This window comes from Streptomyces sp. NPDC015125, from assembly GCF_043080045.1.
Taxonomy (GTDB): Bacteria; Actinomycetota; Actinomycetes; order Streptomycetales; family Streptomycetaceae; genus Streptomyces.
In genome coordinates, this window is sequence record NZ_JBIBVF010000017.1 from 14,903 (window position 1) to 40,986 (window position 26,084).

Consider the following 26,084-nt stretch of genomic DNA (forward strand, 5'->3'; position numbering starts at 1 on the left):
TGGGCGCGGGCTCGCCGGCGGGGCGACCGGGCCGGATGACGCGAGGGCCCGTGTCGCCGCGAGGGGCTGCCGGGCGGCATGCGGGCATGCTTTCTCCGTCGGGACCGGAGCGAACGAAGGAGGACGGCCGTGCTGTTCGAGGTGTGGGCGCCGAAGGCCGGGCAGGTCGCTCTCCAGTGGGCGGGTGACCGGGCCGGTGAGCCGGACGTCCCGCTGGAGCGCGCTGCCGGACGTGCGGGCTGGTGGCGTACCGAGGCACCGGCCCGCGACGGGGACCGGTACGGCTTCCGGCTCGACGGCGGGCCGCCGCTGCCCGATCCGCGGGCCGCGCGGCTGCCGGACGGCCCCGGCGGGCCGGCCGCGGTCGTCGAGCACGACCGGTTCGGGTGGCGGCATCCGTGGCCCGGCCGCCCGCTGCCGGGCGCGGTCCTCTACGAGTTGCACATCGGGACGTACACCCCCGAGGGCACCTTCGACGCCGCAGCCGCGCGGCTGCGGCACCTCGCGGACCTGGGCATCACCCATGTCTCCCTGATGCCGGTCTGCCCGTTCCCCGGCAGCCGTGGATGGGGCTACGACGGGGTCGCGCCCTGGGCGGTGCACGAACCGTACGGCGGGCCCGACGGGCTCAAGCGGTTCGTGGACGCCGCGCACGGCCACGGGCTGGGGGTGGTGCTCGACGTGGTGCACAACCACCTCGGCCCGTCCGGCAACCATCTCCCGGAATTCGGGCCGTACTTCACCGACACCCATCACACGCCATGGGGCGCGGCGGTCAATCTCGACGCCCCCGGCAGCGACGAGGTGCGCGACTATCTCCTCGGCTGCGCGCTCTCCTGGCTGCGTGATTACCGGCTCGACGGGCTGCGGCTGGACGCCGTCCATGCGCTGCACGACGACGGCACCCCGCACTTCCTGGCCGCACTGTCCGCCGCCGTCGACGCGCTGGCCGGGCAGCTGCGGCGCCCGCTGTTCCTCGTCGCCGAATCCGATCTCAACGATCCGCGCACCACCGCACCACGGACGGACGGCGGGCACGGTCTGCACGCCCAGTGGAACGACGACTTCCATCACGCCCTGCACACCGCGCTCACCGGCGAATCCCAGGGCTATTACGCCGACTTCGCACATGCCCCGCTCGCCGCTCTCGCCAAGACGCTGACCGGCGGCTTCTTCCACGACGGGACATTCTCCAGCTTCCGCGGCAGGGCGCACGGCGCGCCCCTCGACCTACGGGTGACGCCCGCATACCGGCTGCTCGCCTACGCCCAGACGCACGATCAGATCGGCAACCGTGCGCTCGGCGACCGGCTCGCGGCCGGGCTCTCCCCGGGGCTGCTGGCCTGCGCCGCCACCCTGGTGCTGTGCGCGCCGTTCACGCCGATGCTGTTCATGGGCGAGGAGTGGGGCGCGAGTACCCCGTGGCAGTACTTCACCGCTCATACGGATCCGGAGCTGGCGGAGGCGGTACGCGCCGGGCGTCGTCGCGAGTTCGCCGCGTACGACTGGGCCGGTCACGCCGAGGACTGGCCGGATCCGCAGGACCCCGCGACCCGCGACCGCTGCGTCCTGGACTGGAGCGAACCCTCCGTGGAGCCGCACACCGCGCTGCTGGCCTGGCACCGTACGCTGCTGGCGCTGCGCCATGAGCTGCCGCCGTTGACCGACCCCGATCCACGCCACACCACCGTCCGCTATGACGAGCAGGCCCGCTGGCTCCTGCTGCGGCGCGGACCGCTCCGGGTGGCGGTCAATCTCGCGCGGGAGACCACGGCCGCCATTCCGCTCGGCGGCGAGGGCACGGACGGGGACGGTGCGGACGGGGACGGTGCGGACGGGGACGGTGCGGACGGGGGCCGTGCCGACGGGGGCGGGGACACGGACGGCCACGGCCCGGTCGGCACCACCGCGCTGCAGGCGCTGGCGGGCTGGCCCGGGGCACGGCTTCCCGGGGCGGACGGCGTACTCCGGCTGCCGCCGGAGTCGGCGGTGGTGCTCGGGCCGTAGGGAGCGGCCGCGGTGGGCCTCAGTGCGAGAACTCCGAGATGAACGCCGCGCAGAAGGCCTCCAGATCGGCCGGTTTCCGGCTGGTGATCAGGGTGTTCGGTCCACTGGTGCAGATCTGGAGCTGTTCGTCGACCCAGGTGGCACCCGCGTTGCGGAGGTCGGTGCGCAGGCTCGGCCAGGAGGTCAGCGTGCGGCCGCGCACCACATCGGCTTCGATGAGCGTCCACGGTGCATGGCAGATGGCGGCCACCGGCTTCCCGGCGTCGAAGAACGACTTGACGAGCGCCACGGCCCGCGCGTCGAGGCGCAGTGCGTCCGGGTTGGCCACCCCGCCGGGCAGCACCAGTCCGTCGAAGTCCGCCGCGGTCGCCTCGTCCACCGTCAGGTCGACGGGGAAGGTGTCCGCCTTGTCCAGGTGGTGGAACGCCTGCACCTTTCCCGCGCGGGTGGAGACCAGCGTCGGGCCGCCGCTCGCGTCGGTCACCGCCTGCCACGGCCGGGTCAGCTCGACCTGTTCGATGCCCTCGGTAGCCACCAGAAAAGCCGCCTGCATACTGCGCTCACGTCCCTCCGTCGATGGGGCCGGGAGGCGAGAGGAGCCCCGCTCGGAGCCCCGCTCCCCCCACCTCTCGACCATAACGGGCGAGAGCGCATGCACTCATCCGCAGAACCCGTCGGCCATCCGCAAGAACCCCTCGGCCATCCGCAGGGCCCTCCACCCACCCCGCTCGCCCGATCGTCCACTCTCCCGGCAGGTGATGGACACTGTGTCCATGCCCCTGCATCTCTCCGATCTGCTGGCCCGGCCCGATCTCCGCCTGTCGGTCACCTACGACGTGCCACCACGGCAGTTGGCCCGCACCATCGAAGCGGCGACGGTCTCGGATCTGCCGACGCCGGGGAAGTGGCTGCAGGGCGGCGAACTCCTCATGACCATCGGCCTGTTGCTGCCGATGGAGCCCGCTGCCTGCCGGGCGTACGTCCGGGACGCGGCCGAGGGCGGGGCGGCGTGTCTGGCGCTCGGGCTGGGGCAGGGACTGCCGTACCAGGAGGCGCCGGAGCCCTTGGTGCGGGCGGCCGAGGAGGCCGGTCTGCCGCTGCTGACGGTGCCCGACGAGGTGCCGTTCATCGCCGTCACCAAGGCGGTCTTCGACGCACGGGCCGACGAACAGCGCGAGCTGCTGCAACGGGCGTTCGCGACCCAGCGCCGGCTGACCGCCGCGGCGACCGGCGACGGGCTGCGGCCGATGCTGGCGGAGTGGACGGCCGCCACCGGCGTGGGCGCGGCGGTGCTCGACCCGCTCGGGCGGCTGCTCGCCACCAGCGAGCGCGAGCCGCGGACGCTGCCGGCGCAGGCGCCCGAGCTGCTGGACCGGGTCGCCGCGCGCGGACTGCGCGGCAGCGCGTCCAGCACGGCCGCGGGGCAGCAGCTGGAGGTGCAGCCGCTGGGCGCCCGGCGGCTGCGCGGACTGCTGCTGCTCACCGGCCGGCCGGACGACGCCGCCCGTTCGGTCGTACCGGGCCTGGTCTCGCTGCTCTCCCTGGAGCTGGAGCGCCGCCATCTCCGCGATGAGCCGGAGCGCCGCCGCCGGTCGGCGCTGCTGTCGGAGCTGCTGGCCGACGAGGATCCGTCCGCCGACCGGGCCCGGGACATGCTGCATTCCGTGGGGCTCACGGCCGAGCGGGTGCGGGGGGTCGTGGTGGCGGCGGAGGGCGCCCCGGACCATACGGCAGCGCGCGCCGCGGCGGCCGGAAACGGGTCGGCGACCGGAACCGGGTCGGCAGCCGGCACACCGTCCGTGGGCGGAACCGGGCCCGCGGACGGCGCCACGGACAGCGCCACGGACGGCGCCGCGCAGGAGATGGCCGCCGATCTGGCGCTGGCGGTGCCCGGCGGCCTGGTCAGGGTCGTGGACGGGGCAACGGGCGTGGTCATCGAGGCGGTGGTGGGTGAGGAGCTGGACATCCGCGAGGTGCTTGCCCGCTTCGCCCCGCGCTGCCCGGCCGGAATCGGGCCGGCCACCGCTCCCGAAGCGGTCCGGGTGTCGCTGCGCCAGGCTGCCGGACTGCTCGCCGTCAGCAGGGCGGGCAAGGAGCCCGCGGAGGCCCGGCAGAGCCAGACCAGCCGGCTGCTGCTCGACCTGGGCGACCGCAGTACGCTGCACGGCTACGCCGACACCGTGCTCGGCCCGCTCGACCTCGCGGACCACGGCGAGGAGCTGATCACCACCCTGGCGGCCTGGCTGGAAACCGGCGGCGCGTGGGACGCCACCAGCCGGCGGCTCGGCGTCCACCGGCACACCGTGCGCAACCGCCTCGACAAGGCCATGGACCTCACCGGCCGACGCCTCGACGACCCCGACGACCGCTTCGACCTCTGGCTGGCCACCCGCATCCGCCGCGGCGGCGCTCCGGCCGGCGGGTCCGGCGGGTCCGGCGGCTCCGGCGGCTCCGGCGGACGGCCCGCTCCCCCACCGCCAGGCCGGTGACGCGGAGCCCCGCCGCCCGGGCCGCCCTTCACTCTCTCCCCCGCACCGTCTTTACTTCAGGGGTGACCTACGAGACCCGTGCTCTCCCGCCCGGCGCCACCGGCCCCGCCCCCACGCCCGGCTCCCCACAAGTCGGCGGCCACCGCGGCACCCTGGTGGCCGTCAGCGATCTGCACGTCCGCTACCAGGAGAACCGCGACATCGTCGAGGGATTGAGACCGGAGTCCGACGACGACTGGCTGCTGGTCGCCGGCGACGTCGGCGAATACGTCTCCGACATCCGCTGGGCGCTCACCCTGCTCAGCAGCCGGTTCGCCAAGGTGATCTGGGTGCCCGGCAATCACGAGCTGTGGACGCCGGAGAACGACCCGGTGCAGCTGCGCGGTGTGGCCCGCTATGAGCATCTGGTGGAGATCTGCCGCGAGTTGGGCGTCCTCACCCCCGAGGACCCGTATCCGGTCTGGGAGGGCGCCGGCGGCCCGGCCGTCATCGCGCCGCTCTTCCTCCTCTACGACTACACCTTCCGGCAGCCCGGCACGGCGTCCAAGGAAGAGGCGCTCGCACAGGCGGAGAAGGCCGGAGTGATCTGCACCGACGAGCACTTTCTGCACCCCGACCCGTATCCGACGCGGGAGGCGTGGTGCCGGGCACGGGTGGCTGCCACCGAGGCCAGACTCGCCGCCCTCCCACCGGATGTGGCCACGGTGCTCGTCAACCACTGGCCGGTGGTGCGCGAGCCCACCGACCCGCTGTGGTACCCGGATTTCGCGCTGTGGTGCGGCACCGAGGCGACCGCCGACTGGCCGCGCCGGTTCCGTGCCGCCACGGTGGTCTACGGCCACCTCCACATCCCGCGGTTGCTGGTCTGCGACGGCGTACCCCATCAGGAGGTGTCGCTCGGCTATCCGCGGGAGTGGCAGCGCCGCTCCCGCGCACCGGGCCGGCCGGTCCGGATCCTGCCTGCGCCCGTCCCCGTAGCCGCCGGAACCACCGGGACCCCCGGCACCACCGGGACCCCCGGGACCACCACGTGATCGACAAACTGCTGCCGGCCCCGGTCGTGACCTCCGAGGCCTTTGACGACGCCCCGGTCTCCGCGATGTTTCCCGAGGAGTGGGCGCTGGTCTCCGGCGCCGTGCCCAAGCGGCAGAAGGAGTTCGGCACCGTACGCCGTTGCGCCCGCAGCGCGCTGTCCGAACTGGGCATCGCCCCCGCGCCGCTGCTCCCCGGCCCCGGCCGGGAGCCGCTGTGGCCGGCGGGCATCGTGGGCGCCATGACACATTGCGCCGGCTACCGCGCCGCCGCCGTGGCCCGCTCCGCGGACGTACGGACCCTCGGCCTGGACGCCGAGCCCCATCTGCCCGTGGACGATCCCGGCGTGATCGACCTCATCACCCTGCCCGAGGAACGCACCCAGCTGCGCCGGCTGGCCGGCGCACAGCCCGAAGTCTGCTGGGACCGCCTGGTGTTCAGCGCGAAGGAGTCCGTCTACAAGGCGTGGTATCCCCTCACCCACCGCTGGCTCGGCTTCGAGGACGCCCTCCTCACCCTCGACCCGTCGAACGCCACCTTCACCGCCCGCCTCCTCGTCCCGGGTCCCGTGGTCGACGGCAGGGAACTCACCGAATTCACCGGCCGGTGGCTCGTGGGGGCGGGGTTGGTGGTGACGGCGATCGTGGACACGGTGTGACGGGGCGGCCGCGGGGTGCGAGTCGCCCGCCGCCTCCGGTGCCGAACGACGCACCGGCCGCCGGATACCCGCCCTGCTTGCGGTATTTTTCATGGCCCGTCAGGACGTTGAAGGGTCATTAGCCCACTCATGCAAGAGCACTGCGACACCACCGGTGGGACAGCACCCTCCGATACCGAGCTGGTCCGGCGCATCCGTGCGGCAGCCCGGTCCGGCGGCCGGGCGGCGGACACTCCGTTCGGCACACCGGCTCCGGACGGCGCGGCCCGGACGGGCCAGGTAGCCCTCAACGAGTTCCACCAACGGCACTACGCGGCCGTGCTGGCCTACGCCCGTGACTGCTGCCGCTCGTCCCAGGCCGCGGCGGATCTGGCGAAGGAAGCCATCAACCACGTCCTGCACTCCCCCGGCCCGGAAGAGGGTGCCGATCCGCCCTGGCGGCCCGCCCTGCTCGCGGCGGTACGCCATACCGCCGCCGCCTGGCACCGCACTGCCCGGAACACCGAGCTGCGCGACGACTTCGCGTCCTGGCTGGCCGCCCAGACGGCGGAAGGCCCCGGCCCCGCTGACGGCGCGCAGCCGTCCGGCGCCGGCGGCGCGCCCACGGCCGGCATGAGCTTCTCGGGGACGGTCCTGCCCGACGCGCCGGACAAGCCCCGGCGGGCGCGGTTCTCACCGGCGCGGATCACCGTGCTCGCAGTCGCCGTGGCCGTCCTGGCCGGCGTCGCCATATCCGTCGGCCCACTGCTCGGCACGGAGCGCGACGATGCCGCGGCCGGGCACCGCGACCGGTCGGACCACTCTTCGGCCCCCACCACGGAGCAGCCGCCGTCTGACAGGAGCTCCGCGACCGCTTCCCGTTCGCCATCGGGCTCCCCGTCCCCCACGCACAGCAAGAAGCCGAAGCGCCCGAGCACCCGGCCCTCGTCGCCGGCGAAACCGTCGCACTCGCCCCGCCCCGGCCCCGGTCCCGCGGACAAACCGCCGGCCGGCCACACCACGCCACTGGGCAGCCGACCGTGGAGCTCCCAGAAGTACAGCTTCGCGCCGTTCAGGCAGGACAGCAGCATCGACGGGCACCCCCTCACCATCCAGGGAGCCACCTACTCCCAGGGGCTGGGCGCGCACGCCTACGACGAGGTCACCTACGACCTCGGTGGCAGCTGCTCCGCCCTCACCGTGGATGTCGGACTCGACGACGAGGTGGGCGCGAACGGCTCCGTGGTCTTCCAGATCTACCGGGACGGCACCAAGGTCGCCGACAGCGGGCTGATGACGGTCGACCAGCCCGCGAAACGCCTCACGGCAGATCTTTCCGGCGGCAGCCGGCTGCGGCTCGTGGTCACCGACGGCGGCAACGGGAACGACTCCGACCACGCCGACTGGGGCGGCCCCCAGATCACCTGCCGCTGATCAGGCCGCCCGGCAGCGGCCGGACCGGGACGGCCTGCCGCGGTCCGCCGGCTCAGCGCCCCGGGGCGGGTCCGCTACCTGCCGTCCGGCGCGCCGCTCACCGCTCGTCCGGGCTCAGCCGCAGCGAGATCGAGTTGATGCAGTACCGCTGGTCGGTGGGGGTCGGGTAGCCCTCGCCCTCGAAGACATGGCCCAGGTGGGAGCCGCAGCGGGCGCAGCGGACTTCCGTGCGGACCATGCCGTGGGTGCGGTCCTCGATGAGTTCGACGGCGTCGGTGTCCTTGGGGTCGTAGAAGGACGGCCAGCCGCAGTGGCTCGCGAATTTGGTGTCGGAGCGGAAGAGCTCGGCGCCGCAGGCGCGGCAGGAGTAGACGCCCTCGGTCTTGGTGTCGGTGTACTCACCGACGAAGGCGGGCTCGGTGCCGGCCTGGCGGAGTACCTGGTACTCGGCGGGGGTCAGCTCGGCGCGCCACTGCTCGTCGGGCTTGTCGATCTCGTACGGCATCTGGGTCCTCCTCAGCTCAGCTGCCCAGGCGGGACAGGATGGCGGGGCCGAGGTCGGTCACATCGCCCGCGCCCATGGTGAGAACAAGGTCACCGGGCTTCGCCATTCCTGCGATGACCTCCGGGACGGCGGCCTGGGCGCTCTCGGGGGTGACGTCGGCGCCGGCGGTGCGCGCGGCGTCGACGATCAGGGCGCTGGTGACGCCCGGGATCGGGTCCTCGCGGGCCGGGTAGATGTCCAGGACGACGGAGGCGTCGGCCAGGGCGAGCGCCTGGCCCATCTCGGTGCCCAGCTCCTGGGTGCGGGAGAAGAGGTGCGGCTGGAAGACGACCAGTACGCGGGCACCGTCGGCGGCGCCGCGGATGGCGTCCAGGTCGGCGGTCATCTCCGAGGGGTGGTGGGCGTAGGAGTCGATGACCTGGACGCCGCCCGCCTCGCCCTTGAGCTGGAGGCGGCGCTTGACGCCGGTGTACTTGCCGAGCGCGGAGGCGAGGTTGTGCGGCGGGAGATCCAGGGCGACGCCGGCGGCCAGGGCGGCGACGGCGTTGTGGGCGTAGTGCCGGCCGGGGACGGAGACGGTGAAGGTGAGGATCTTGCCGCTGGTGAGGGTGACGGTGACATCACTGGTCAGGCCGCGGGGGTTGACCTTGAGGACTCGGACGTCGGCATTCGGGGACTCGCCGTAGGTGACGACCTCGATGTCGTAGCGGCCGGAGATCCGGTCGGTCAGCTCGCGGGCGCCGGGGTGGTCGGCGGAGATGACCAGGGTGCCGCCGGGGCGGATGCGGCCGACGAAGGTCTCGAAGGACTCGTAGATCTCTTCCATCGAGGCGTAGTTGGCGTGGTGGTCGAGCTCCACGTTGAGGATGATCGCGACCTCGGGGGCGTACTTGTGGAAGCTGCGGTCGCTTTCGTCGGCCTCGGCGACGAAGATCCCGCCGGAGCCGTGCTCGGCGTTGGAGCCCGGGGCGTCGAGGTCGCCGCCGATGGCGTAGGACGGCTTGAGGCCGAGGGCGCCGAGGGAGACGGCGAGCATGGAGGTCGTGGTCGTCTTGCCGTGGGTGCCGGCGACGGCGATGGGGCGCAGGCCGTCCATGAGGGAGGCGAGCGCGTCGGAGCGGTGGACCACCGGGATGCCGCGCTCGTGGGCGGCGGCCAGCTCGGGGTTGTCCGGGCGGATCGCGGAGGAGACGACGACGCTGGTGGCGTCCGCGGCCAGATGCCCGGCGGCGTGGCCGATGTGGACGGTGGCGCCGAGGGAGCGCAGGGCCTGGGCGGTCGCGGAGTCCTTCGCGTCGCTGCCCGCCACCTGGGCGCCGCGCTGCGCGAGGATCTTGGCGATGCCCGACATGCCGGCTCCGCCGATGCCGATGAAGTGCGGCCGGTCCATCGAGGCTGGGATGGCGGGTGCCATGGGTGGGTCTCCCTGATCGTCGATCATCGCGAGCGGTGGTGCTGTCCATGATTCTCGCACCCGGCACCGACAGGCCCGGTCCGTGGACCCCGGCCGGGTGCCGGATCCCGACCCCGGCCGGGTGCCGGATGCCGCCCCTGCCCGGGTGCGGGATGCGGCCCGGCGCGCGGCGTTCAGCGGCGGATCAGGCCCTGTGCGGTGGCGGCGGCGACCGCGGAGGTGCGGGAGTCCACGCCCAGCTTGGCGTAGATGTGGACGAGATGGGACTTGACGGTCGCCTGGCTGAGGAAGAGCTGTTTGCTGATCGCCGCGTTCGACAGACCGTCGGCGACGAGCTGGAGGACCTCGGTCTCGCGTCGGGAGAGCGCGGTGGCGGGGGTCCGCATCCGGTCCATGAGGCGCAGCGCGACGGTGGGGGCGAGTGCGGACTTCCCGGCGGCGGCGGTGCGTACCGCGGCGGCCAGCTCCTCCGGAGGGGCGTCCTTGAGGAGGTAGCCGGTGGCGCCGGCCTCGATGGCGGCGAGGATGTCGACGTCGGTGTCGTACGTGGTCAGCACGAGGACGCGCGGGGCGCCGGGGCGGGCGGTGATCGCCGCGGTGGCCTGGGAGCCGAGCATCCGGCCGCCGAACTGGAGGTCCATGAGGACCACGTCGGCCGCGAGCCGCGCGGCGAGGTCGACGGCCTGCTCGGCGGTCGGGACGTCGGCGACGATCTCGAAGTCCTCCTCGGTCTCCAGGACGGCACGCAGCCCGGCGCGTACGACGGGGTGGTCGTCGGCGAGCAGCAGCCGGATGGGGGTGTCCGCCGCGGTCACGGGGCGGCCTCCACGGTGGCATCGGGCGCGGCGGCGGGACAGGGCAGGGTGACGGCGACCGCGGTGCCCTCTCCGGGGGCGGACTCGACGACCAGGGTGCCCTGGAGTGCGCGGGCCCGGGCGCGCATCGCGGCAAGGCCGAAGCCGGTGCCGTCCGCCGCCGCGGAGCCGGGGGCGGGCACCTCGGCGGGCACAAATCCCGCGCCGTCGTCGACGACGTCCAGCGCGACTTCGGTGCCCATGTAGCTGAGGGTCAGCTCGGCCCGTCCGGCACCGGCGTGCCGCACGGTGTTGGCGAGCGCGGACTGGGCGATGCGCAGCAGGGCGACCTCGTGCGTGGTGGGGAGCGCGGTGGGTACGCCGGAGACCTGGCAGTGCACGGTGAGCGCGGAGGTACGGGCCGTGCCGGCACAGAGCCGTTCCAGGGCGGCGGGCAGCGATCCGGCCTCCAGGTCGGGCGGGCTCAGCGCACGGACGAAGCGGCGCGCCTCGGCGAGGTCACCGGCGGCGGTGGTGCGGGCCTGCCGGACATGGCGGAGGGCGGTGCCGGGCTGCCGCGGCAGGGCGCGCTCGGCCGCCCGCAGCAGCAGTTGGATGCTGGACAGGCCTTGGGCGAGGGTGTCGTGGATCTCGCGGGCCAGCCGCTCGCGTTCGGCGAGCACCCCGGCGGCGTGTTCCGCGGCGGCCAGTTCACTGCGGGCCGCGGTGAGCTCCTCGATGAGACGGCGGCGCTGTTCGCTCTCCCGGTAGAGGGCCTGGTAGCCGAGGACGACGGCGATGGCGACGGCGGCGCCCAGGGCGGGGCCGAGCACCGTGCCGACGCTCAGGGTGTGGGTGTGCAGGGCGAATCCGGCGATGGCGGCGAGGGTGGTGGCCGCGACGGCGGACAGTGCCGCGCGCAGCGGCAGCAGGTGCAACTGGACGAAGAACAGCGGGAAGGCCAGCCAGACGCCGTCCTGGGTGAGGGCGAGCAGCGCGAGCCAGAGCAGGGACACGGCGGCGAGCCAGAGGGCGGCGGCGCCGGTGGAGCCGCGCAGCCGGGGCAGCCGGGGGCCGAGGGTGTACACGGCGCACAGCGCCGCCGCGGTGGCGGTCACGGCCGGGGCGTGCGGGGCGTGCCCGGCGAGGGCGCGTACGGCGGTGAGGGCGAGCAGCGCGGCCACCATCAGGTGCAGGCAGCTGCGCAGGACCCGCAGGACGGGGGTGAGGGAGTGGGCGGTCACGGCTTCTTCGGTCACGGCTCCCTCAGGCTAAGGGCCCTCGTGACCTGCGGCATCAACCAAAGGGTGGAGAGCGGGGCACGCCTTTCGATCCCCGCGGACCACTCCCCGGCGCGATGTCCGCGACCCGCCCGGGAGGCGACGGTGGGGGCCGGCGCCGGGCAGTGGAGTCCGGCGCCCGGATACGAGGAGGGCATCGCTGGTGTTCGTCGCCTGGAGGGACCTGACATTCGCCAAGGGCCGGTTCGCCCTGATGGGCTCCGTCATCGTGCTGATCACGGTGCTGGTGGGGCTGCTGTCGGGGCTGACGGCGGGTCTGGGCCGGGAGAACACCTCGGCGATCACCGCGTTGCCCGCCGACCACCTGGTGTTCTCTGCGCCCGCCGACGGCAGGGACGTCGCCTTCACCGATTCGCGGCTGACGGAGCGGACCGTACGGGCCTGGGCGCGGGTGCCGGGCGTACGCCACGCCGACCCGCTGGGGATCACGACGACGAAGGCCGAGTCGGGCCGCCGGACCGCCGCGGTGTCGGTGTTCGGGGTACGGCCGGGATCGGGGACGGCGCCCGCACGGGTGGGTGACGGTGCCGTGGTGCTGTCCTCGAAGGCCGCCGCCTCGCTGGGGGCGCGAACCGGGGACACGCTGACGCTCGGCGGCCGCACGGTCCGGGTGGCGGCGGTGTCGGGCGCGGCGATGTACAGCCATACGCCGGTGATCTGGACGTCGCTGGAGGACTGGCGGCGGCTGACGGGCGGTGCCGTGGCGGCCACCGGTGCCCGCCCCGCCTCCGGGGGGAACGGCGCATCCGGCGACGCCGTCGGAGCGACCGTCCTGGCCCTCTCCACCTCCGGCACGGCCGGTCTGCCCGCCGCCGACCGGGCGCTCGGCACGAGGACCGTCGCCGCCGGCGAAGCCCTGCAGGCCATCGGCTCGTTCGCCGCCGAGAACGGGTCGCTGCAACTGATGCGCGGCTTTCTGTTCGTCATCTCCGCGCTGGTCATCGGGGCGTTCTTCACGGTGTGGACGATCCAGCGCGGCGGCGATGTCGCCGTGCTGAAGGCGCTGGGCGCCTCGACCCGCTCGCTGCTGCGGGACGCGCTCGGCCAGGCCGTCGTGCTGCTGGTGGCCGGGACCGGCCTGGGCAGCGCGGTGGTGGCCGCGGTGGGCGCCGGCATCGGTGGCACGGTGCCCTTCGTGCTCGCCCCGGCCACCGTGCTGACGCCCGCCCTGATCATGATCGCGCTGGGTGCCGCAGGCGCCGCGCTGGCCATCCGCCGCATCACGTCCGTGGACCCGCTGACCGCCCTGGGAAGTGCCCGATGAGCCTCGAACTGACCGATGTCACCCTGACCTACCCCGACGGCGACGCCCGGCTGACCGCGCTGGACGAGGTCTCGCTGACCGTGCCCGCCGGGCGTCTGACCGCGGTGATCGGCCCGTCCGGATCCGGCAAGTCCAGCTTGCTCGCGGTCGCCGCCACACTGATCCGCCCGGACCGCGGACGGGTGGTGATCGACGGCACGGACACCGCGGGGCTCGGCCGGGCCGCGCTGACGACGCTGCGCCGCACCACCATCGGCACGGTCTTCCAGCAGCCCCATCTGCTGCCGTCGCTGACTGCCGCAGAACAGCTGCAGGTGGTGGCCCACCTGGACGGACGCTCGTCGCGTACGGCGCGGGCACGAACGCGGGCGCGGGCACGGGAGCTGCTGTCGGCGGTCGGCCTGGAGAGCCAGGCCGACCGGCGGCCGCACCAGCTGTCGGGCGGTCAGCGGCAGCGGATCAATATCGCCCGGGCGCTGATGAACGAGCCCGCGGTGCTGCTGGTGGACGAGCCGACCAGCGCCCTGGACCGCGAGCGGGGCGCCGCGGTGCTCGCGCTGCTGCGCACGCTCACCCGGCAGCGCGCCACCGCGACGGTGCTGGTCACCCACGACCCCGCCCATCTGGACGCGGCGGACACGGTCACCGAGGTACAGGACGGCCGGCTCCGGCCTCGGCACCTCGCCCGGCCGTGACGGGCCGGCAGGGCCCGGTGGACGGGGCCGGCGGGCAGGAGACCCAGCAGGGCCGCGCAGCCTCCGGAAGGAGCCGCTCAGCCGCCGGCGGTCCCCTGGGGCTGATCGTCCGCCGCATGGGAGAACAGCTTGAGGACCGGAACACCGACCTTGTGGCGGGCGCGGGAGGCCCAGTCTCGGTGGAAGAACTCCTCCACGAAGTGCGGGGTGGTCAGCACGATCACCTCGTCTGCGGCGGTCTCGTCGACGACGGACCGCAGCAGGTCCAGCGGATGGTCCTCGACCACCTGTCCGACGGCCTGGGCGCCGGTCTCGCGCAGTGCCTGCAGCGTGTGGGCCAGGGCGAGCTCGGCGGGGGCCTCCGCCCGGGCGCCGCCCGGTTCCTCGCCCTCCCGTACGGCGTCGTCGAACTCACCGAGGGCGACGTCGTCGATGGCCCGTAGCAGAACATCCTGCTTGCCGCGAGGCTGCATGAGCACGACGAACGAGATCCGGTCATCGCCGTGCAGGGTGGTCACAAACTCCACATCAGCGGGCGTCAGTGGCTTCTCGATCATCAATACGCTCGTGAACACGACGGACGCCCTTCTTCTCTTCGGGGCGCCGCATGGCACGGAGCCCGACAGACACCATCCTGCCCCGTCGCCGTGCGGGACTGTTGGCTTTTAGTGTGCCCAACGGAAGCTAAGCGGAACAGACAATTCCGACGATTGTCACGACCGACGGTAGCGAGTGAAGAGGAACCCGGCCTCCTCCAGTACGGACGCCAGGGCGAACCGCTCCGGTACCGGAACGGCGGGGCCGTTCATGATCCTCGGCGCGTCGCCCACGGCGACCACCGGAGCCAGCGACAGGCACAGCTCGTCCAGCGCGCCGGCCGCCGCGAACTGCCCCAGCAGCATCGGCCCGCCCTCCGTCAGCAGCCGGGTGTGGCCCCGTTCGGCCAGCACGCCGGTCACCCGGGCCGGATCGGCGCCCTGCCCCTCACCGGCGAACAGCACCTCGACGCCCGCGGCACGGGCCTTCGCCACCCGGTCCGCAGGCGCGCCCGCGCCGGTCAGCACCAGGGTGGGGGCCAGCGGCTCGGTGAACAGCGGCAGGGTGAAGTCCAGCCCGAGACCGGCGGTCACCACGGCGATGGCGGGGGCCGGGCCCTGACCGGCGGCGGCCCGGCGGGCGGCGAACGCCTCCCGGGCGCGGGCCGGCCGGTAGCCCTCCTGCCGCACCGTCTCCGCGCCCACCACCACCGCATCCGCCAGGCCCCGCAGCACCCCGAAGATCCGCATATCGGCATCACTGGAGAGCGGCTGCGAGCGGCCCTCGTGGTGGGCCGCGCCGTCCACGGAGGACACCATGTTCGCCCGCAGCCAGCCGGTGCGCCCCGAGCGCACCGGATCGTCCGCCGCCGGGTACGCATAGGCGTCGGCCAGCTCGTCCAACGTCCAGGCACGGTCCGCGGGGTCGATCGCCCCCACCTCGGTGTTCTCGGCGGCAGGGGCCGGTGCGGGAGGGGCGGGGAGAGGGAACAGGCGTCGCATGGCGGCAGTGTGACATGCCCCTCTCACCGGACCGGCGGCCACCGCACACGAGATAGGCTGGACGGCTGTGTCGCCTTCCCAGCACTCCTCCCCGCAGCCCGACCCGATAGCCGGACCGCCGGCCGACGGGGACGACGCGGCGCCCGCCGCGCTCACCGCCCGCGCCCCGCACGTCCCGGCCGACCACCTGGTGGCCGAGATGGTGCCGCCGCCGCGCTTCCAGGGCGCCCGCTTCGACACCTACATCCCGGACCCGAAGCAGCCCAGCCAGGCCGAGGCCGTCCAGGTCCTGAGCGACTTCGCCGAGACCATCGACGCCGGGCGGGCCGGCCCGGGCAAGCGGCGCTGGTTCGCCAAGAAGCCCGCGGCTCCCCGGGGCCCGCGCGGCGTCTATCTGGACGGCGGCTACGGCGTCGGCAAGACCCACCTGCTCGCCTCCCTGTGGCACGCCACCCCCGCCCCGGCCGAGCGCAAGGCCTTCGGCACCTTCGTCGAGCTGACCAACCTCGTCGGCGCGCTCGGCTTCCAGCAGACCGTACGCACCCTCGGCGAGCACAAACTGCTGTGCATCGACGAGTTCGAGCTGGACGATCCCGGTGACACGGTCCTGGTCTCCACCCTGCTCGGCAAGCTGGTCGACGCCGGGGTGGCGCTGGCCGCCACCTCCAACACGCTGCCCGGCAAGCTGGGCGAGGGCCGGTTCGCCGCGGTCGACTTCCTGCGGGAGATCCAGGGCCTGAGCGCTCACTTCCGTCCGCTGCGGATCGACGGCGAGGACTACCGCCACCGCGGCCTGCCCGAGGCGCCCGCCCCGTACGACGACGAGACGGTCACCCGTACGGCGTACCGCACGCCCGGTGCCTCCCTCGACGACTTCCCCTCCCTGCTGGAGCACCTGTCGAAGGTGCACCCCAGCCGCTACGGCGCGATGTGCGACGGCATCGAGGCGGTCTGCCTCACCGACGTCCAGGCGGTGCCCGACCAGTCCACGGCGCTGCGTCTGGTCGTCCTCGCGGACCGGCTCTACGACCGTGAGGTGCCGGTGCTGACCTCCGGCAAGGCCTTCGACGAGCTGTTCAGCGAGGAGATGCTGCGCGGCGGCTACCGCAAGAAGTACTTCCGGGCGATCTCCCGGCTGACGGCACTGGCGCGCGACGCGGGCACCCTGGTGGCCGACGGCTCCCGGTAGCCGCGGCCACGGCAACACCCGGGCCGCCGCCTGGTTCCCGGCGGCCCGGCCCCGTGGTACACACGAGCGGGTCACGTCACCTGTCCGCCAACAGGGAGTTGCCCATGTCCGCGACACGACGTCAGATCCTGGCGAGAACCGGAGCGCTGGGGGCGGGAATCGCCTTCTCCGGAAGCCTCACGGAGCTCTTCACGGGGACCGCGACCGCACAGAGCATGGGGCGGCGCGGCTACGGCCCGCTGGTCCCCGACCCGCACGGCCTGCTCGATCTCCCCCGGGGCTTCCGCTACCGGGTCCTGTCCCGGGAAGGCGACCCGCTGCTCTCCGGGGAGGGCAAGGTCCCCGGCAACTGCGACGGTATGGCGGCCTTTCCCGGTTCTCCCGGGCGCCGCGGCGGCACGGTCCTCGTCCGCAACCACGAGAACCGTACGGGCTCGCGCCGAGCCGTCCCCACGGTCCGTGATCTGACGTACGACCCCGGTGGTGAAGGCGGCTGTACGGCCCTGGAACTCGGCCGGGACCACACGGTCCGCTCGGAACGGGTCGCCATCGCCGGTACGTCCACCAACTGCGCGGGTGGCCCCACCCCTTGGAACACCTGGCTGACCTGCGAGGAGACCGAGCTCCGGGCCGGTGAGGAGAACTACACCAAGGACCACGGCTTCATCTTCGAGGTCGATCCGTACGACCCGCGGCGCACCGGCGCGGTCCCGCTGACCGCGATGGGCCGCTTCCAGCACGAGGCGATCGCCGTGGACCCCGGCACCGGCACCGTCTACGAGACCGAGGACGCCTTCGAGAAGCCGTTCGGCCTGTTCTACCGCTTCCTGCCCGAGAAGCCGAGGGGCGGCCGCGGTTCGCTCCGGGCCGGCGGCCGCCTCCAGGCACTGCGGGTCCCGGGTGTGCCGGACCTCTCCACCGTCCAACAACCGGGCACCACCTTCGACCGCGTCACCTGGGTGGATGTGCCCGACCCGCTCGCCCGGGAGACCCCGATCCGCTTCCAGGACTTCGGCCCCGGCGGCATCACCCACGCCCAGAAGCTGGAAGGCTGCTACTGGGGCGGCTCCTGCGTCTACTTCGTCTCCAGCTTTGCGCACCGCGAGGCCGGCTCGGCGGCCGACCACTACGGCCAGGTGTGGAAGTACGACCCGAAGAAGCGGCGGCTGACCCAGGTTGTCGTCTTCGGCCCGGACAGCGACCTCCAACTGCCCGGCGAGTCCCCCGACAACATCTGTCTGGCGCCCAGCGGCGGCCTGATGGTCTGTGAGGACGGCGAGGGCGCCCAGCACGTCTTCGGCCTCACCCGGCGCGGCGAGGTCTATGCGATGGCGCGCGGCCGGCAGAACATCGGCACCCCGGAGAAGCCGGAGTGGGGTGAGTTCGCGGGGGTGACGTTCTCGCCCGACCACCGGACGATGTACGTCAATTGCTATACGCCGGGGACCACGTTCGCGGTGACCGGGCCCTGGCACCACTGACGCTGCCGGTGCTGCGCTGACGCTGCTGATGCCATTGACCGGCAGGGGCTCCGCTGCCGCTCCTGACCGGCGGGGTGCCGCTGCCGCCACTGACCCGCGGGGCGCCGGTCAGCCGGAGCAGGCGGACCGCTGGGCCTCCTGCCCCCCCCCACCCCCGAACCCACCCCCGCCCCCTCCCCCGAAGGGGGAGAGGGGGGAGGGGGCGGGGGAGCAACCCGGGCCCGGTCCCAGCGCCGCGGCGCAACGCCCGGCGTCTCAGCCCAACCCGGCCCCGGTCGTTCGCTCCGGCGCTTCAGCCCATGCCGTTCACCCCGACGTGTTCACGCCCGGCCGTTTCGCCCCCGCGCTTCAACTCCGGCGGGAGCTGAGGGCGCAGGCGACGGCGGTGGCGGCGGCCGCGATCAGGGCGGTGGCGGCGAGCGGCAGCCATGGTGTGGCGATCGTGCCGTGGAGGGAGCCGGTGACCAGGGCCGAGACGGCGGCATTGGCGGGCGAGGCGTCCAGCACGAGCAGCAGCAGGGCGGCGAGCGTACCCACCGGGATGCTCCAGCCGGTGCTGCGCAGCACCGGCCGGTTGCTCAGCGCGCCGATCGCGGTACCCGTCAACAGGCACGCCAGTGCGGCGAGGAGCCCGGCGGCCGCCGCGGGTAGGACCGGGACGGCGACTTGGCGGTAGGTGGAGTGCGGGTCGGACAGCAGCACGACCAGTGCCGTACCGAGGAGCGCGAGCAGCACCGCGGTGCAGACCGCGGTCAGCACACCGGCGAGGTGGGCCCGGCCGGGCCCGGCGGCCGCCACGGTGCAATTGCGGGCAGCCGACGGCTCGTTGGTGACACAGACCCGGGTCAGCCATACAGCGGCCGGCAGCAGACCGCCGGCTGCCCAGCCGAACCCGTCGAGGATCGGGCCGCCGCTCTGGACGCCGATGGCCAGCCAGGCGGCGTAGAGGATCACCGGCGGCAGCCAGCGGTGCGAGCGGACGAGTAGCGCCGCCTGATAGCGGAGGAGAGCGATCACTGGAGGGGGGCCTCGTCGGGTGAGGGAGCGGTTTCGGGCGCGGATGCGGATGCGGGGGTGGACGCGGGGGTGGATGCGTGGGCGTCGCCGCCGGGACCGTCCCCCGGCCCCGCCCCGGCGCTGGTGACCGACCGGATGTGCCACGGCGGCCGTGCGGTGAGCAGGGCGCGCAGCAAGGCGTCGGAGTGGACGGCGGGGACCGTCAGCCGCGTCGTACCGTCCGGCCGCGGAACGATCTCCGGACCGCCGGGCAGCCGTGGCGCTCCGGCGGGCGTGCGCTCCGGCCCGCCGGGCAGCGGCGCTCCCGGTGCGCCCTCGGCCTCGATGACCACTCTGGGGCCGGCGGGCACGGGCGCCGCGCCGCCCGCCGGGCCGCTCTGCTCGTGGGCCAGCAGCCGACCGTCCGCGACGCGGTAGCGGGCGTCGGCCGCGCCCGCCAGCCGCTGCGGGTCATGGTCGACGAAGACGACGGTGCCGCCGTCCGCGACCCGCTCGGCGACCGCGCGGTTGAGCATCTCCCGGGCGCCCTGGTCCAGACCGGTCCAGGCCTCGTCCAGGACCAGGAGTTCGGGTTCGGCGAGCAGCGCCTGGGCGACCGCGACCTTCTGGCTCGTCCCCTTGGACAGCTCGGCCAGCCGGGTGCGTGCGTGCGCGGCCGCCCCGAACCGGGCGAGCCACTCGGTGGCGCGGCGACCGGCTTCGGGGCCGCGCAGACCGTGGATACGGCCGAGGTGGGTGAGGTAGCCGACTGCAGTGAAGGGCAGTGCGGGCGGGAACCGTTCGGGCACATAGGCGCTGCGCGGGCGGCCGGTGATACGTCCGGCGTTGGGCCGGTCGATCCCGGCCAACAGCCGCAGCAAGGTGGATTTCCCGCTGCCGTTGGTCCCCTCGATGCGCAGCAGCGCGCCTGCGGGCACGTCGAGCTGCACGTCCCGCAGCACCCACGGGCCCCGCACCCCGTAGCGCCGCCCTACCCCGTCCAGCTTCATGCGTTTGGGCACCTCCACCGCCGCCCGGCACTGCCACCCGGCGGCCGTGTCCGCTCCGCCGTTCCCGACAGTAGCCGGATCGACTTCCCGGTGCCCGCCCCACGGCGTGGTGCGCCGCGTCCGGCGGCAACGCGGTGCCGGGCAGGCGGCGTTGGCCTCCCCGCTTCTCTGCCCGCCGGCCGGCCGGCGGGCAGAGAAGCGGGGAGCAGGGAGAGCGCCGACGGCGACGGGGCACTGTCGGTGGCGGCTGGCAGACTGGACGGGTGACCAGCACAGAGAGCGCCGGCCGGCCCGGCAACGACTCCGGCAGCCTCGTGCGCCGCGAGGAACGCGAAGAACCCGAAGAGCCCGAAGAGCCCGACCGGGACGCGGCACCGCAGTTCGTGCTGCCGCTCGTCGCGCGGATCGAGCGGGCCGAGCCGCCGGCGCGTACGGACGCGCTGGAGACCGCGGCGAGGGCAGTGCTGGTGCTGCTGGCGGACGAGCGGTCGGCCGGGGACGGCGAGTGGGCGGCGGCGGTGCGGGACTGGCAGGACGCCCGGATCCGGAAGGTGGTGCGGCGGGCGCGCGGCGCGGAGTGGCGGCGGGCCGCGGCACTGCCAGGCATCACGGTCACCGGCCGGCGCGCCGAAGTACGGGTCTTCCCGCCGGTGCCGCTGGACGGCTGGCCGAAGGATCTGGCGCGGCTACAGGTCTCGGGCACGGAGCTGGACGACCCCCGGCCGCCCGGGGCACCCGCCGCCGGCGCCCCGGTGCTCTGGCTCAACTCCGAGTTGGAGATGTCGGCGGGCAAGGAGATGGCGCAGGCCGGGCACGGTGCCCAGCTGGCGTGGTGGGAGCTGTCCGGGGAAGAGCGGGCGGCCTGGCGCGCGGCGGGGTTCCCGCTGTCCGTACGGTCCGCCCGGGGCGAGGACTGGCAGGAGCTGACCCGCAGCGGTCTGCCCGTGGTGACCGATGCCGGGTTCACGGAGATCGCCCCCGGGAAAACCGTGGTGGTCGAAGGGGGCGATCGCTACTGCCCTCTCCCGCGCCTGCGCCAGCCGTAGCCGGCCGCACTCGCCGGACTGCGGAAAGACTTGCTGGTCGGCTCCTGATCCATAGGGGATGCTGCACGCGTGATGGAGCGAGAGGCCGCGGTTCGCATCGTTCGGGAAGAGCTGGATCGCGAGGACCGCAAGCGGTCGGCCTCGGGTGTGGACTCGGTGCGCACGACAGTGCTGCGTGTAGCGGAACACGAGCTGGTATGGAAGGTCTACTGGCAGTCCGAGGAGTACGCGCGTACGCGGAACCCCGCTGCCCTGCTGATCGGCCACGGGCCGTACCTGGTGGACCGCATCGACGGAGGGCTGCACCGGATCGGGATCGTCTCCGAGAGGAGCGGGGAGTGGGAGGCGGATTACCGCGCCCGTATCCGGGGGACGCGGGTCCGTACCGCGGTGGACGATCTGCACGAGGAGCTGTGCGAGATCGCCGCCACACGAGGGCGCATGCGGGCCGTGCGCGCCCTGCGACAGCGGCTGGCGATGCTCTCTCCCGGCCAAGCGCTCGACTACGTGAACGCCTTGCTGGGCGGCGAAGCCCCGCCCCGGCTCGTAGCCCTTGCGGTCGGGCAACTCGTCGAACCCATCGACCCGGTACTCGCCGTGCAGACCCTCCGCCGGGGAGGACTGCACCGAACTGCCCGACTCCCGAACTCGGCTTCTCCATCGGGAAGTTGATGAAGCGCGCCCTGCGCCGGTACCCTCCGGCCCCATGGAGGCGGAGGGCACCGGCAACGCGGGCCGGGCGGTGTATCGGAGGGTGTGTCGGGCGGTGTATCAGGTGCTGATGGTGGCGACGGGGTCGAGGCCGTACGTACGGGCGTAGCCGTTCTCGGCACCGACGAGGAGGTCGACGACCTCGAAGTAGCGGTCCCAGAACGGGGTTTCGCGCAGCGCGTCGATGAGGAGCTGGTAGGCGTGGTGGTCGTCGGCTTCCCAGACCCAGACGTCGGTGACGCGGGTGGAGTAGAACTCCGTGTCGTAGAAGCGTGACCGGACGCCGGTGGTCTTGGCCCGGATTGCGGGGACGACCTGGGTGGCGAAAGCGTTCACCCGTTCCTGGGGGGTCATGGCGAGCCACTCGGGTGTGGTCTTGACGAGCATGAACGCGGTGACCGGCGGTGCGGTTTCCTCGGCGGGCATGGCGGGCGCCTCCGGAGTGGCGGATCGGTTGGGTGCGGTGGGCATCTTGGGTGCGGTGGGCATCCTGGGTCCGGTGAGGGGTGGTGCCGGCTTCAGGAGAGGACGGCGGGCTTGAGGGTCCGGGCACACCACTGTTCGAAGGTGGTGCGGGAGGCGGTGTCCGCCGTGCGGGCGATGCCTGCGTCGAGGCCCTCGTCCTTGGCCCGCTTCATGTCGACGACGCCCTGGGCGAACGCCTCGTTGAGGCCGTAACCGACGAGGGTGGTGTACAGCTCGTCGAGCGGCTGGCGTTCGTAGCGGACGGGGCGGCCGAGCTGCTCGGTCATGATGCGGGCCAGATCGTCGGGGGAAAGGTCCTGCGGCCCGAGGACCGGGACGCTGTCGCTGCCGGTCCACGAGCGCTCCAGGAGCAGGCCGGCGGCGACGGCCGCGATGTCGGCGACGGCGACGAGGGGGGCGCCGCGGTCGGCGGCGACGGCGTCGGCGAAGACGCCCTTCTCGCGGATCGAGTCGGCCTCCTCCAGGAGGTTCTCGAAGAAGGAGGGGTTGGCCAGGGCCCGGTACGCGACGCCGGTGCCGGCGATGAGGTCGTCCATGGCGAGGGAAGCGGTGACGAGTCCCGCGCGGTCGGCGACCGGGGTGCCGCGGCCGAGCGCGGAGACGCCGACGACGTGGCCGACGCCGTGCGCGGCGAGGGCCTTCGCGGCGGGGCGGGTGAAGGCGCTGTAGGCGTCCTTGGGGGTCAGGGAGGCGTCCGGGGGGACGAGCCAGAACACGGCGTCCGCACCCTCGAAGGCCCGGTCGACGACCTCGGCGTCGCCGTGCGAGCCGGTGATCACCTCGACGCGTTCGCGCACCGCGGCGGGAAGCCGGGCGGGGTCGCGCACGACCACGCGCAACTCCTCGTCGTGGGCGGGGGCGGACTCCAGGAGCAGGGGCAGCAGGTGGCGGCCGATGTTCCCGGTGGGAGCAGTGATGACGATCATGAAAACCTCAGGGGTCGTGCCGGATCGGTACGTCCCTCATCCTGCGGAGGACCACCGTGTTGCCACAATGGGAACTTCAGCACGGGATCATTGCCTGAAATGGAATTATGCCAATGAGCAGCAGTTCAGAGCCTGTTATCGACGCCAATCTCGCCGTGGCGTTGGACGCCCTGCTGGCCGAGCAGAGCGTCACCCGCGCCGCCGCCCGCCTGCACACGTCCCCCGCCGCCATGAGCCGCACTCTCGCCCGCCTCCGGCGCATCCTCCAGGACCCCCTCCTGGTCCGGGCCGGCCAGACCATGGTCCCCACCCCCCGCGCCCATGCACTGCGCGATGAGGCCGCCGTGGTGGTGCGCCGCCTCGGAGCACTGCTCACTCCCGGCACCGGCGTCGACCCCGCCGCCCTGCGCAGCACCTTCACCCTCCAAGCGGCCGACCTGGTCTGCGCTGCACTGGCCCCCGGGCTGCGGCAGCTGACCCAGCAGGAGGCGCCCGGGGTTTCGCTGCGGTTCCGGGCCGAGGAGTGGGAGGCCGGGCCCGCCCTGCGCGAGGGCCGGATCGACCTGGAGATCGGATCCATCGACCACGTCGACCCCGAGACCCAGGTCGAAGAACTGGTCACCCTCCGGATGGCGGTGGCCGTCCGGCCCGGCCACCCCCTCACCGAAGGGACCCTGACCCCGGACCGGCTCGCGGCCGCCGAACACGTCGTGGTGAGCCGCCGCGGCCGGTTCACCGGACCCCTGGACACCGCCCTGGCCGAGCGGAACCTCCACCGGCGGGTCGCGGTCGTCCTGCCCAGCCACCTGGCCGCGATGACCCTCGCTGCCCGCAGCGATGTCGTCTGCCTCAGCCCCACCGCACCCCCCGGCGCCGCCTCCGCCCCCCTCACCGATGCCGCCACCACCCTCGGCCTGCGCCTCCTCGACATCCCCCTGCCCTTGCCACCGGTGACCATCGGCATGGCCTGGCACCCCCGCCACGCAGCCGACGGAGGCCACCACTGGCTCCGCAACGCCGTCCGCCGGACTCTTCACGTACCCGGGAGCTCGACGACGTGAGGCGGCAGGGGCTGCGTCGGCTGCGGGACGGCTGCGGGACCTGCGACCGGATGGCGGCGAAGGCCCCGGTGACCGCAGGGAACCATGCAGGGGGAGTACCCGCCCGGGGCCGGCTCCGGCCGGAACAAGCCACCGGGGGGGCACTTCAAGCCCCGGGTACAGCGGGCCCACGACCCACGCCGTACCCGGGCCGCACCCCGCGCCGCACCCCGGCCACGACCCGCGCCGTACCCGTCCCACGACCCGCGCCGTACCCGGCCCGCGACCCCGCTGCGCCAGGGCCACGACCGGCCCTGCACCCTCGTGGAGGAAGCTCAAATCAACCTCTGAACTCGTCCGCGGCAGGGTTCGCTCCGTCCTGCCGCGGCCATGAGTACCCACACCACGGAGCAAGAGGGGGAGCCATGGAGCGCCTGGGTACCGGAATCGGCTGGCGGCCGGAAATCGCCGCGGAGATCGCGGAGCTGCCCGGGGTGGACTGGGTCGAGGTGGTGGCGGAGAACCTCTGCCCGGGCCATCTGCCGTACGCCCTGGAGGAGTTGCGCGAGCGCGGCACCACCGTCATCCCGCACGGTGTCTCACTCGGCCTCGGCGGCGCCGACCGCCCGGACAACGGCCGGCTGACCGCGCTCGCCGAACGCGCCGAGGCGCTGGGCGCACCGATGGTCACCGAGCACATCGCCTTTGTGCGGGCCGGCGGTCCGCTCACCGCCTCCCCGCGTATGGAGGCCGGGCATCTGCTGCCCGTACCGCGCACCCGTGACGCGCTGGACGTGCTGTGCGAGAACGTACGCATCGCCCAGGACGCCCTGCCGGTGCCGCTGGCGCTGGAGAACATCGCCGCCCTCGTCAACTGGCCGGGCGAGGAGCTGACCGAGGGGCAGTTCCTGACCGGACTCGTCGAGCGGACCGGGGTGCGGCTGCTGATCGATGTCGCCAATCTCCACACGAACCACGTCAACCGGGGCGAGGACCCGGCGGTCGCCCTGGACGAGCTGCCGCTCGATGCCCTCGCCTACGTCCATGTCGCGGGTGGTGTGGAGCGGGACGGGGTGTGGCACGACAGCCATGCCCACCCGGTGACCCGTCCCGTGCTGGACGTCCTTGCCGAGCTGTGTGCCCGCACCACCCCGCCCGGTGTGCTGCTGGAGCGGGACGAGGACTTCCCCGAGGGCGCGGAACTGGCCGGTGAACTCGATGCGATACGCACCGTGCTGAAGGAGGCCCGCCATGCCCGGGCGGTTTGAGCCGGTACCGGAGACCGCGCCGGGCGGCGCCCGCACCCGGCCGGACGCGACGGCCGGCGCCGGCGCGGTGCCCGCCACGGGAGCGGGCGGCGGCGCGGGAGGCGGCACAGGCGGCGGCAGGGACAGCGACCGCGGCACGGGTACCGAAGCGGCGCGGCAGCGGCTGGCGCTGGCGCAGACCGCGCTGCTGTCCGCACTGGTCGCCGGGACGCCGGCCCCCGAGGGCTTCGACCGTGTGCGGCTGCAGGTGCAGAGCCGGGCGCTGACGGCCAAGCGGGCCGCGGTGGTCGCCAAGGTCGCGCCCGAGCTGCCGGAGATCCTCGGCGCGGACTACCGGGCCGCGTTCCTGGGCTATGCGCGGCACCGCCCCATGAGCGGCGGCTACCGCCAGGATGCCCTGGACTTCGCGGCGCATCTGCTGGCCCGGGAGCGTCCCGAAGACGGGGCCGCACGGCAGCAGTTGACGCGCTGGTGGCGGGACCGCGCGGGCCCGAAGCCGCCGTCCGCCCGGCCCGTGGCCCGGCTGGTGCGGGCCGTGCGGCGCGCCCTGGACCGGAGGGGACCGTGATGCCGTCCGCCTCTCGGGGCTTCCCGGAGATCGGTGCCGGGTCGCTGGTGGCGGGGGCACTCGGCGGTACGGCGCCGATCGCGGACGCGCTGCTGCGGCGGCAGCCCGAGGAGGCGCACCGCGGTGGCTCGTCGTGCGGGGGCGGCTATCTGGCCGCGGAGGCGGATCCAACTGCTGGGGCGGCTGCTGCGGCGGCAGTTGAGGGCCCCGGGACCTGCTGACGCCGCCCGCATGGTGAGAAATTTTGTGGCGG

The 26,084-nt window shown here is 73.8% G+C and carries 24 protein-coding genes and 1 pseudogene; 14 read left to right on the forward strand and 11 right to left on the reverse strand.

What is annotated here, in order from left to right:
- Positions 1–129: 129 nt before the first annotated feature.
- Positions 130–2,007 (forward strand): malto-oligosyltrehalose trehalohydrolase, encoded by a 1,878-nt coding sequence (gene treZ, locus ACF088_RS28330; protein WP_392378686.1) that lies wholly within the window; start codon positions 130–132, stop codon positions 2,005–2,007.
- Positions 2,008–2,026: 19 nt separating this feature from the next.
- Here treZ and ACF088_RS28335 read toward each other — a convergent pair whose 3' ends face one another.
- Positions 2,027–2,560, reverse strand: coding sequence for a type 1 glutamine amidotransferase domain-containing protein (locus ACF088_RS28335; RefSeq protein WP_392378687.1), 534 nt, complete (start codon positions 2,558–2,560; stop codon positions 2,027–2,029).
- 220 nt (positions 2,561–2,780) lie between these two features.
- Between ACF088_RS28335 and ACF088_RS28340 the strand changes: the two genes are divergently transcribed.
- The 4 genes from ACF088_RS28340 (at position 2,781) to ACF088_RS28355 (ending at position 7,599) form a co-directional block, all read left to right on the forward strand.
- Positions 2,781–4,496: a PucR family transcriptional regulator gene (locus tag ACF088_RS28340; protein ID WP_392378688.1), complete on the forward strand. Its 1,716-nt coding sequence runs from the start codon at positions 2,781–2,783 to the stop codon at positions 4,494–4,496.
- Positions 4,497–4,558: 62 nt separating this feature from the next.
- Complete coding sequence (locus tag ACF088_RS28345) at positions 4,559–5,530, forward strand: metallophosphoesterase family protein (RefSeq protein ID WP_392378689.1); 972 nt, start codon at positions 4,559–4,561, stop codon at positions 5,528–5,530.
- Complete coding sequence (locus ACF088_RS28350) at positions 5,527–6,186, forward strand: 4'-phosphopantetheinyl transferase (protein ID WP_392378690.1); 660 nt, start codon at positions 5,527–5,529, stop codon at positions 6,184–6,186. The genes ACF088_RS28345 and ACF088_RS28350 overlap by 4 nt, the downstream gene beginning before the upstream one ends.
- Before the next feature lie 129 nt (positions 6,187–6,315).
- Entirely contained in the window at positions 6,316–7,599 is a 1,284-nt protein-coding gene (locus tag ACF088_RS28355; RefSeq protein WP_392378691.1) for an NPCBM/NEW2 domain-containing protein, read from the forward strand.
- Positions 7,600–7,696: 97 nt separating this feature from the next.
- Here the strand turns inward: ACF088_RS28355 and msrB are convergent, their stop codons facing one another.
- From msrB to ACF088_RS28375, 4 genes are all read right to left on the reverse strand, one after another.
- Entirely contained in the window at positions 7,697–8,104 is a 408-nt protein-coding gene (msrB, locus tag ACF088_RS28360; protein WP_392378692.1) for a peptide-methionine (R)-S-oxide reductase MsrB, read from the reverse strand.
- Positions 8,105–8,120: 16 nt separating this feature from the next.
- Positions 8,121–9,518 (reverse strand): UDP-N-acetylmuramate--L-alanine ligase, encoded by a 1,398-nt coding sequence (murC, locus tag ACF088_RS28365; RefSeq protein ID WP_392378693.1) that lies wholly within the window; start codon positions 9,516–9,518, stop codon positions 8,121–8,123.
- A 173-nt stretch (positions 9,519–9,691) separates the two neighbouring features.
- Entirely contained in the window at positions 9,692–10,333 is a 642-nt protein-coding gene (locus ACF088_RS28370) for a response regulator (protein ID WP_392378694.1), read from the reverse strand.
- On the reverse strand, positions 10,330–11,571 hold the full coding sequence (locus tag ACF088_RS28375) for a sensor histidine kinase (RefSeq protein ID WP_392378695.1): 1,242 nt from the start codon (positions 11,569–11,571) through the stop codon (positions 10,330–10,332). Before ACF088_RS28375 ends, ACF088_RS28370 begins: the two co-directional genes overlap by 4 nt.
- A 184-nt stretch (positions 11,572–11,755) precedes the next feature.
- Between ACF088_RS28375 and ACF088_RS28380 the strand changes: the two genes are divergently transcribed.
- Entirely contained in the window at positions 11,756–12,877 is a 1,122-nt protein-coding gene (locus ACF088_RS28380) for an ABC transporter permease (protein ID WP_392378696.1), read from the forward strand.
- Positions 12,874–13,572 carry an ABC transporter ATP-binding protein gene (locus tag ACF088_RS28385; RefSeq protein WP_392378697.1) on the forward strand — a complete coding sequence of 233 codons (699 nt, stop codon included), beginning with the start codon at positions 12,874–12,876 and terminating at the stop codon, positions 13,570–13,572. The genes ACF088_RS28380 and ACF088_RS28385 overlap by 4 nt, the downstream gene beginning before the upstream one ends.
- Positions 13,573–13,649: 77 nt before the next feature.
- Here ACF088_RS28385 and ACF088_RS28390 read toward each other — a convergent pair whose 3' ends face one another.
- Together ACF088_RS28390 and ACF088_RS28395 are read right to left on the reverse strand one after the other, a co-directional pair.
- Positions 13,650–14,147 carry an indole-3-glycerol phosphate synthase gene (locus tag ACF088_RS28390; RefSeq protein WP_392378698.1) on the reverse strand — a complete coding sequence of 166 codons (498 nt, stop codon included), beginning with the start codon at positions 14,145–14,147 and terminating at the stop codon, positions 13,650–13,652.
- A 138-nt stretch (positions 14,148–14,285) separates the two neighbouring features.
- Entirely contained in the window at positions 14,286–15,110 is an 825-nt protein-coding gene (locus ACF088_RS28395; protein ID WP_392378699.1) for a dihydrofolate reductase family protein, read from the reverse strand.
- Between the two features lie 67 nt (positions 15,111–15,177).
- Between ACF088_RS28395 and zapE the strand changes: the two genes are divergently transcribed.
- A complete protein-coding gene (zapE, locus tag ACF088_RS28400) occupies positions 15,178–16,299 on the forward strand; it encodes a cell division protein ZapE (protein ID WP_392378700.1) in 1,122 nt (373 codons plus the stop codon).
- 104 nt (positions 16,300–16,403) lie between these two features.
- Entirely contained in the window at positions 16,404–17,780 is a 1,377-nt protein-coding gene (locus ACF088_RS28405; RefSeq protein WP_392378701.1) for an alkaline phosphatase PhoX, read from the forward strand.
- A gap of 348 nt (positions 17,781–18,128) precedes the next feature.
- Here ACF088_RS28405 and ACF088_RS28410 read toward each other — a convergent pair whose 3' ends face one another.
- Positions 18,129–18,797 (reverse strand): ABC transporter, encoded by a 669-nt coding sequence (locus ACF088_RS28410; RefSeq protein WP_392378702.1) that lies wholly within the window; start codon positions 18,795–18,797, stop codon positions 18,129–18,131.
- Positions 18,794–19,786, reverse strand: a complete 993-nt coding sequence (locus tag ACF088_RS28415) for an ATP-binding cassette domain-containing protein (RefSeq protein ID WP_392378703.1) — start codon at positions 19,784–19,786, stop codon at positions 18,794–18,796. The genes ACF088_RS28410 and ACF088_RS28415 overlap by 4 nt, the downstream gene beginning before the upstream one ends.
- Positions 19,787–20,100: 314 nt before the next feature.
- Here ACF088_RS28415 and ACF088_RS28420 point away from each other — a divergent pair, with 314 nt between their 5' ends.
- Positions 20,101–20,832 (forward strand): peptidyl-tRNA hydrolase, encoded by a 732-nt coding sequence (locus ACF088_RS28420; RefSeq protein ID WP_392378818.1) that lies wholly within the window; start codon positions 20,101–20,103, stop codon positions 20,830–20,832.
- Between the two features lie 72 nt (positions 20,833–20,904).
- Complete coding sequence (locus ACF088_RS28425; protein WP_392378819.1) at positions 20,905–21,504, forward strand: YrhB domain-containing protein; 600 nt, start codon at positions 20,905–20,907, stop codon at positions 21,502–21,504.
- 99 nt (positions 21,505–21,603) lie between these two features.
- Here the strand turns inward: ACF088_RS28425 and ACF088_RS28430 are convergent, their stop codons facing one another.
- Positions 21,604–21,969, reverse strand: a complete 366-nt coding sequence (locus tag ACF088_RS28430; protein ID WP_392378704.1) for a darcynin family protein — start codon at positions 21,967–21,969, stop codon at positions 21,604–21,606.
- A gap of 92 nt (positions 21,970–22,061) precedes the next feature.
- The gene (locus tag ACF088_RS28435) at positions 22,062–22,955 is read right to left on the reverse strand and encodes an NAD(P)H-binding protein (RefSeq protein ID WP_392378705.1); all 894 of its coding nucleotides are present in this window, start codon (positions 22,953–22,955) and stop codon (positions 22,062–22,064) included.
- 113 nt (positions 22,956–23,068) lie between these two features.
- Between ACF088_RS28435 and ACF088_RS28440 the strand changes: the two genes are divergently transcribed.
- The 3 genes and pseudogenes from ACF088_RS28440 (at position 23,069) to ACF088_RS28450 (ending at position 26,052) form a co-directional block, all read left to right on the forward strand.
- Positions 23,069–24,016, forward strand: coding sequence for a LysR family transcriptional regulator (locus ACF088_RS28440; protein WP_392378706.1), 948 nt, complete (start codon positions 23,069–23,071; stop codon positions 24,014–24,016).
- 404 nt (positions 24,017–24,420) lie between these two features.
- Positions 24,421–25,831 (forward strand): annotated as a pseudogene (locus tag ACF088_RS28445) (DUF692 domain-containing protein).
- Positions 25,831–26,052, forward strand: a complete 222-nt coding sequence (locus tag ACF088_RS28450) for a hypothetical protein (RefSeq protein WP_392378707.1) — start codon at positions 25,831–25,833, stop codon at positions 26,050–26,052. Before ACF088_RS28445 ends, ACF088_RS28450 begins: the two are co-directional and overlap by 1 nt.
- The last annotated feature ends 32 nt before the right edge of the window (positions 26,053–26,084 follow it).

Excerpts from the sequence above, each read along its gene's own strand:
- ACF088_RS28335 (WP_392378687.1), bottom strand. The coding sequence starts at position 2,560 with ATGCAGGCGGCTTTTCTGGTGGCTACCGAGGGCATCGAACAGGTCGAG.
- ACF088_RS28340 (WP_392378688.1), top strand. The coding sequence starts at position 2,781 with ATGCCCCTGCATCTCTCCGATCTGCTGGCCCGGCCCGATCTCCGCCTG.
- ACF088_RS28355 (WP_392378691.1), top strand. The coding sequence starts at position 6,316 with ATGCAAGAGCACTGCGACACCACCGGTGGGACAGCACCCTCCGATACC.
- msrB (WP_392378692.1), bottom strand. The coding sequence starts at position 8,104 with ATGCCGTACGAGATCGACAAGCCCGACGAGCAGTGGCGCGCCGAGCTG.
- murC (WP_392378693.1), bottom strand. The coding sequence starts at position 9,518 with ATGGCACCCGCCATCCCAGCCTCGATGGACCGGCCGCACTTCATCGGC.
- ACF088_RS28385 (WP_392378697.1), top strand. The coding sequence starts at position 12,874 with ATGAGCCTCGAACTGACCGATGTCACCCTGACCTACCCCGACGGCGAC.
- ACF088_RS28395 (WP_392378699.1), bottom strand. The coding sequence starts at position 15,110 with ATGCGACGCCTGTTCCCTCTCCCCGCCCCTCCCGCACCGGCCCCTGCC.
- ACF088_RS28405 (WP_392378701.1), top strand. The coding sequence starts at position 16,404 with ATGTCCGCGACACGACGTCAGATCCTGGCGAGAACCGGAGCGCTGGGG.
- ACF088_RS28415 (WP_392378703.1), bottom strand. The coding sequence starts at position 19,786 with ATGAAGCTGGACGGGGTAGGGCGGCGCTACGGGGTGCGGGGCCCGTGG.
- ACF088_RS28425 (WP_392378819.1), top strand. The coding sequence starts at position 20,905 with ATGGAGCGAGAGGCCGCGGTTCGCATCGTTCGGGAAGAGCTGGATCGC.
- ACF088_RS28430 (WP_392378704.1), bottom strand. The coding sequence starts at position 21,969 with ATGCCCGCCGAGGAAACCGCACCGCCGGTCACCGCGTTCATGCTCGTC.
- ACF088_RS28435 (WP_392378705.1), bottom strand. The coding sequence starts at position 22,955 with ATGATCGTCATCACTGCTCCCACCGGGAACATCGGCCGCCACCTGCTG.
- ACF088_RS28440 (WP_392378706.1), top strand. The coding sequence starts at position 23,069 with ATGAGCAGCAGTTCAGAGCCTGTTATCGACGCCAATCTCGCCGTGGCG.
- ACF088_RS28450 (WP_392378707.1), top strand. The coding sequence starts at position 25,831 with ATGCCGTCCGCCTCTCGGGGCTTCCCGGAGATCGGTGCCGGGTCGCTG.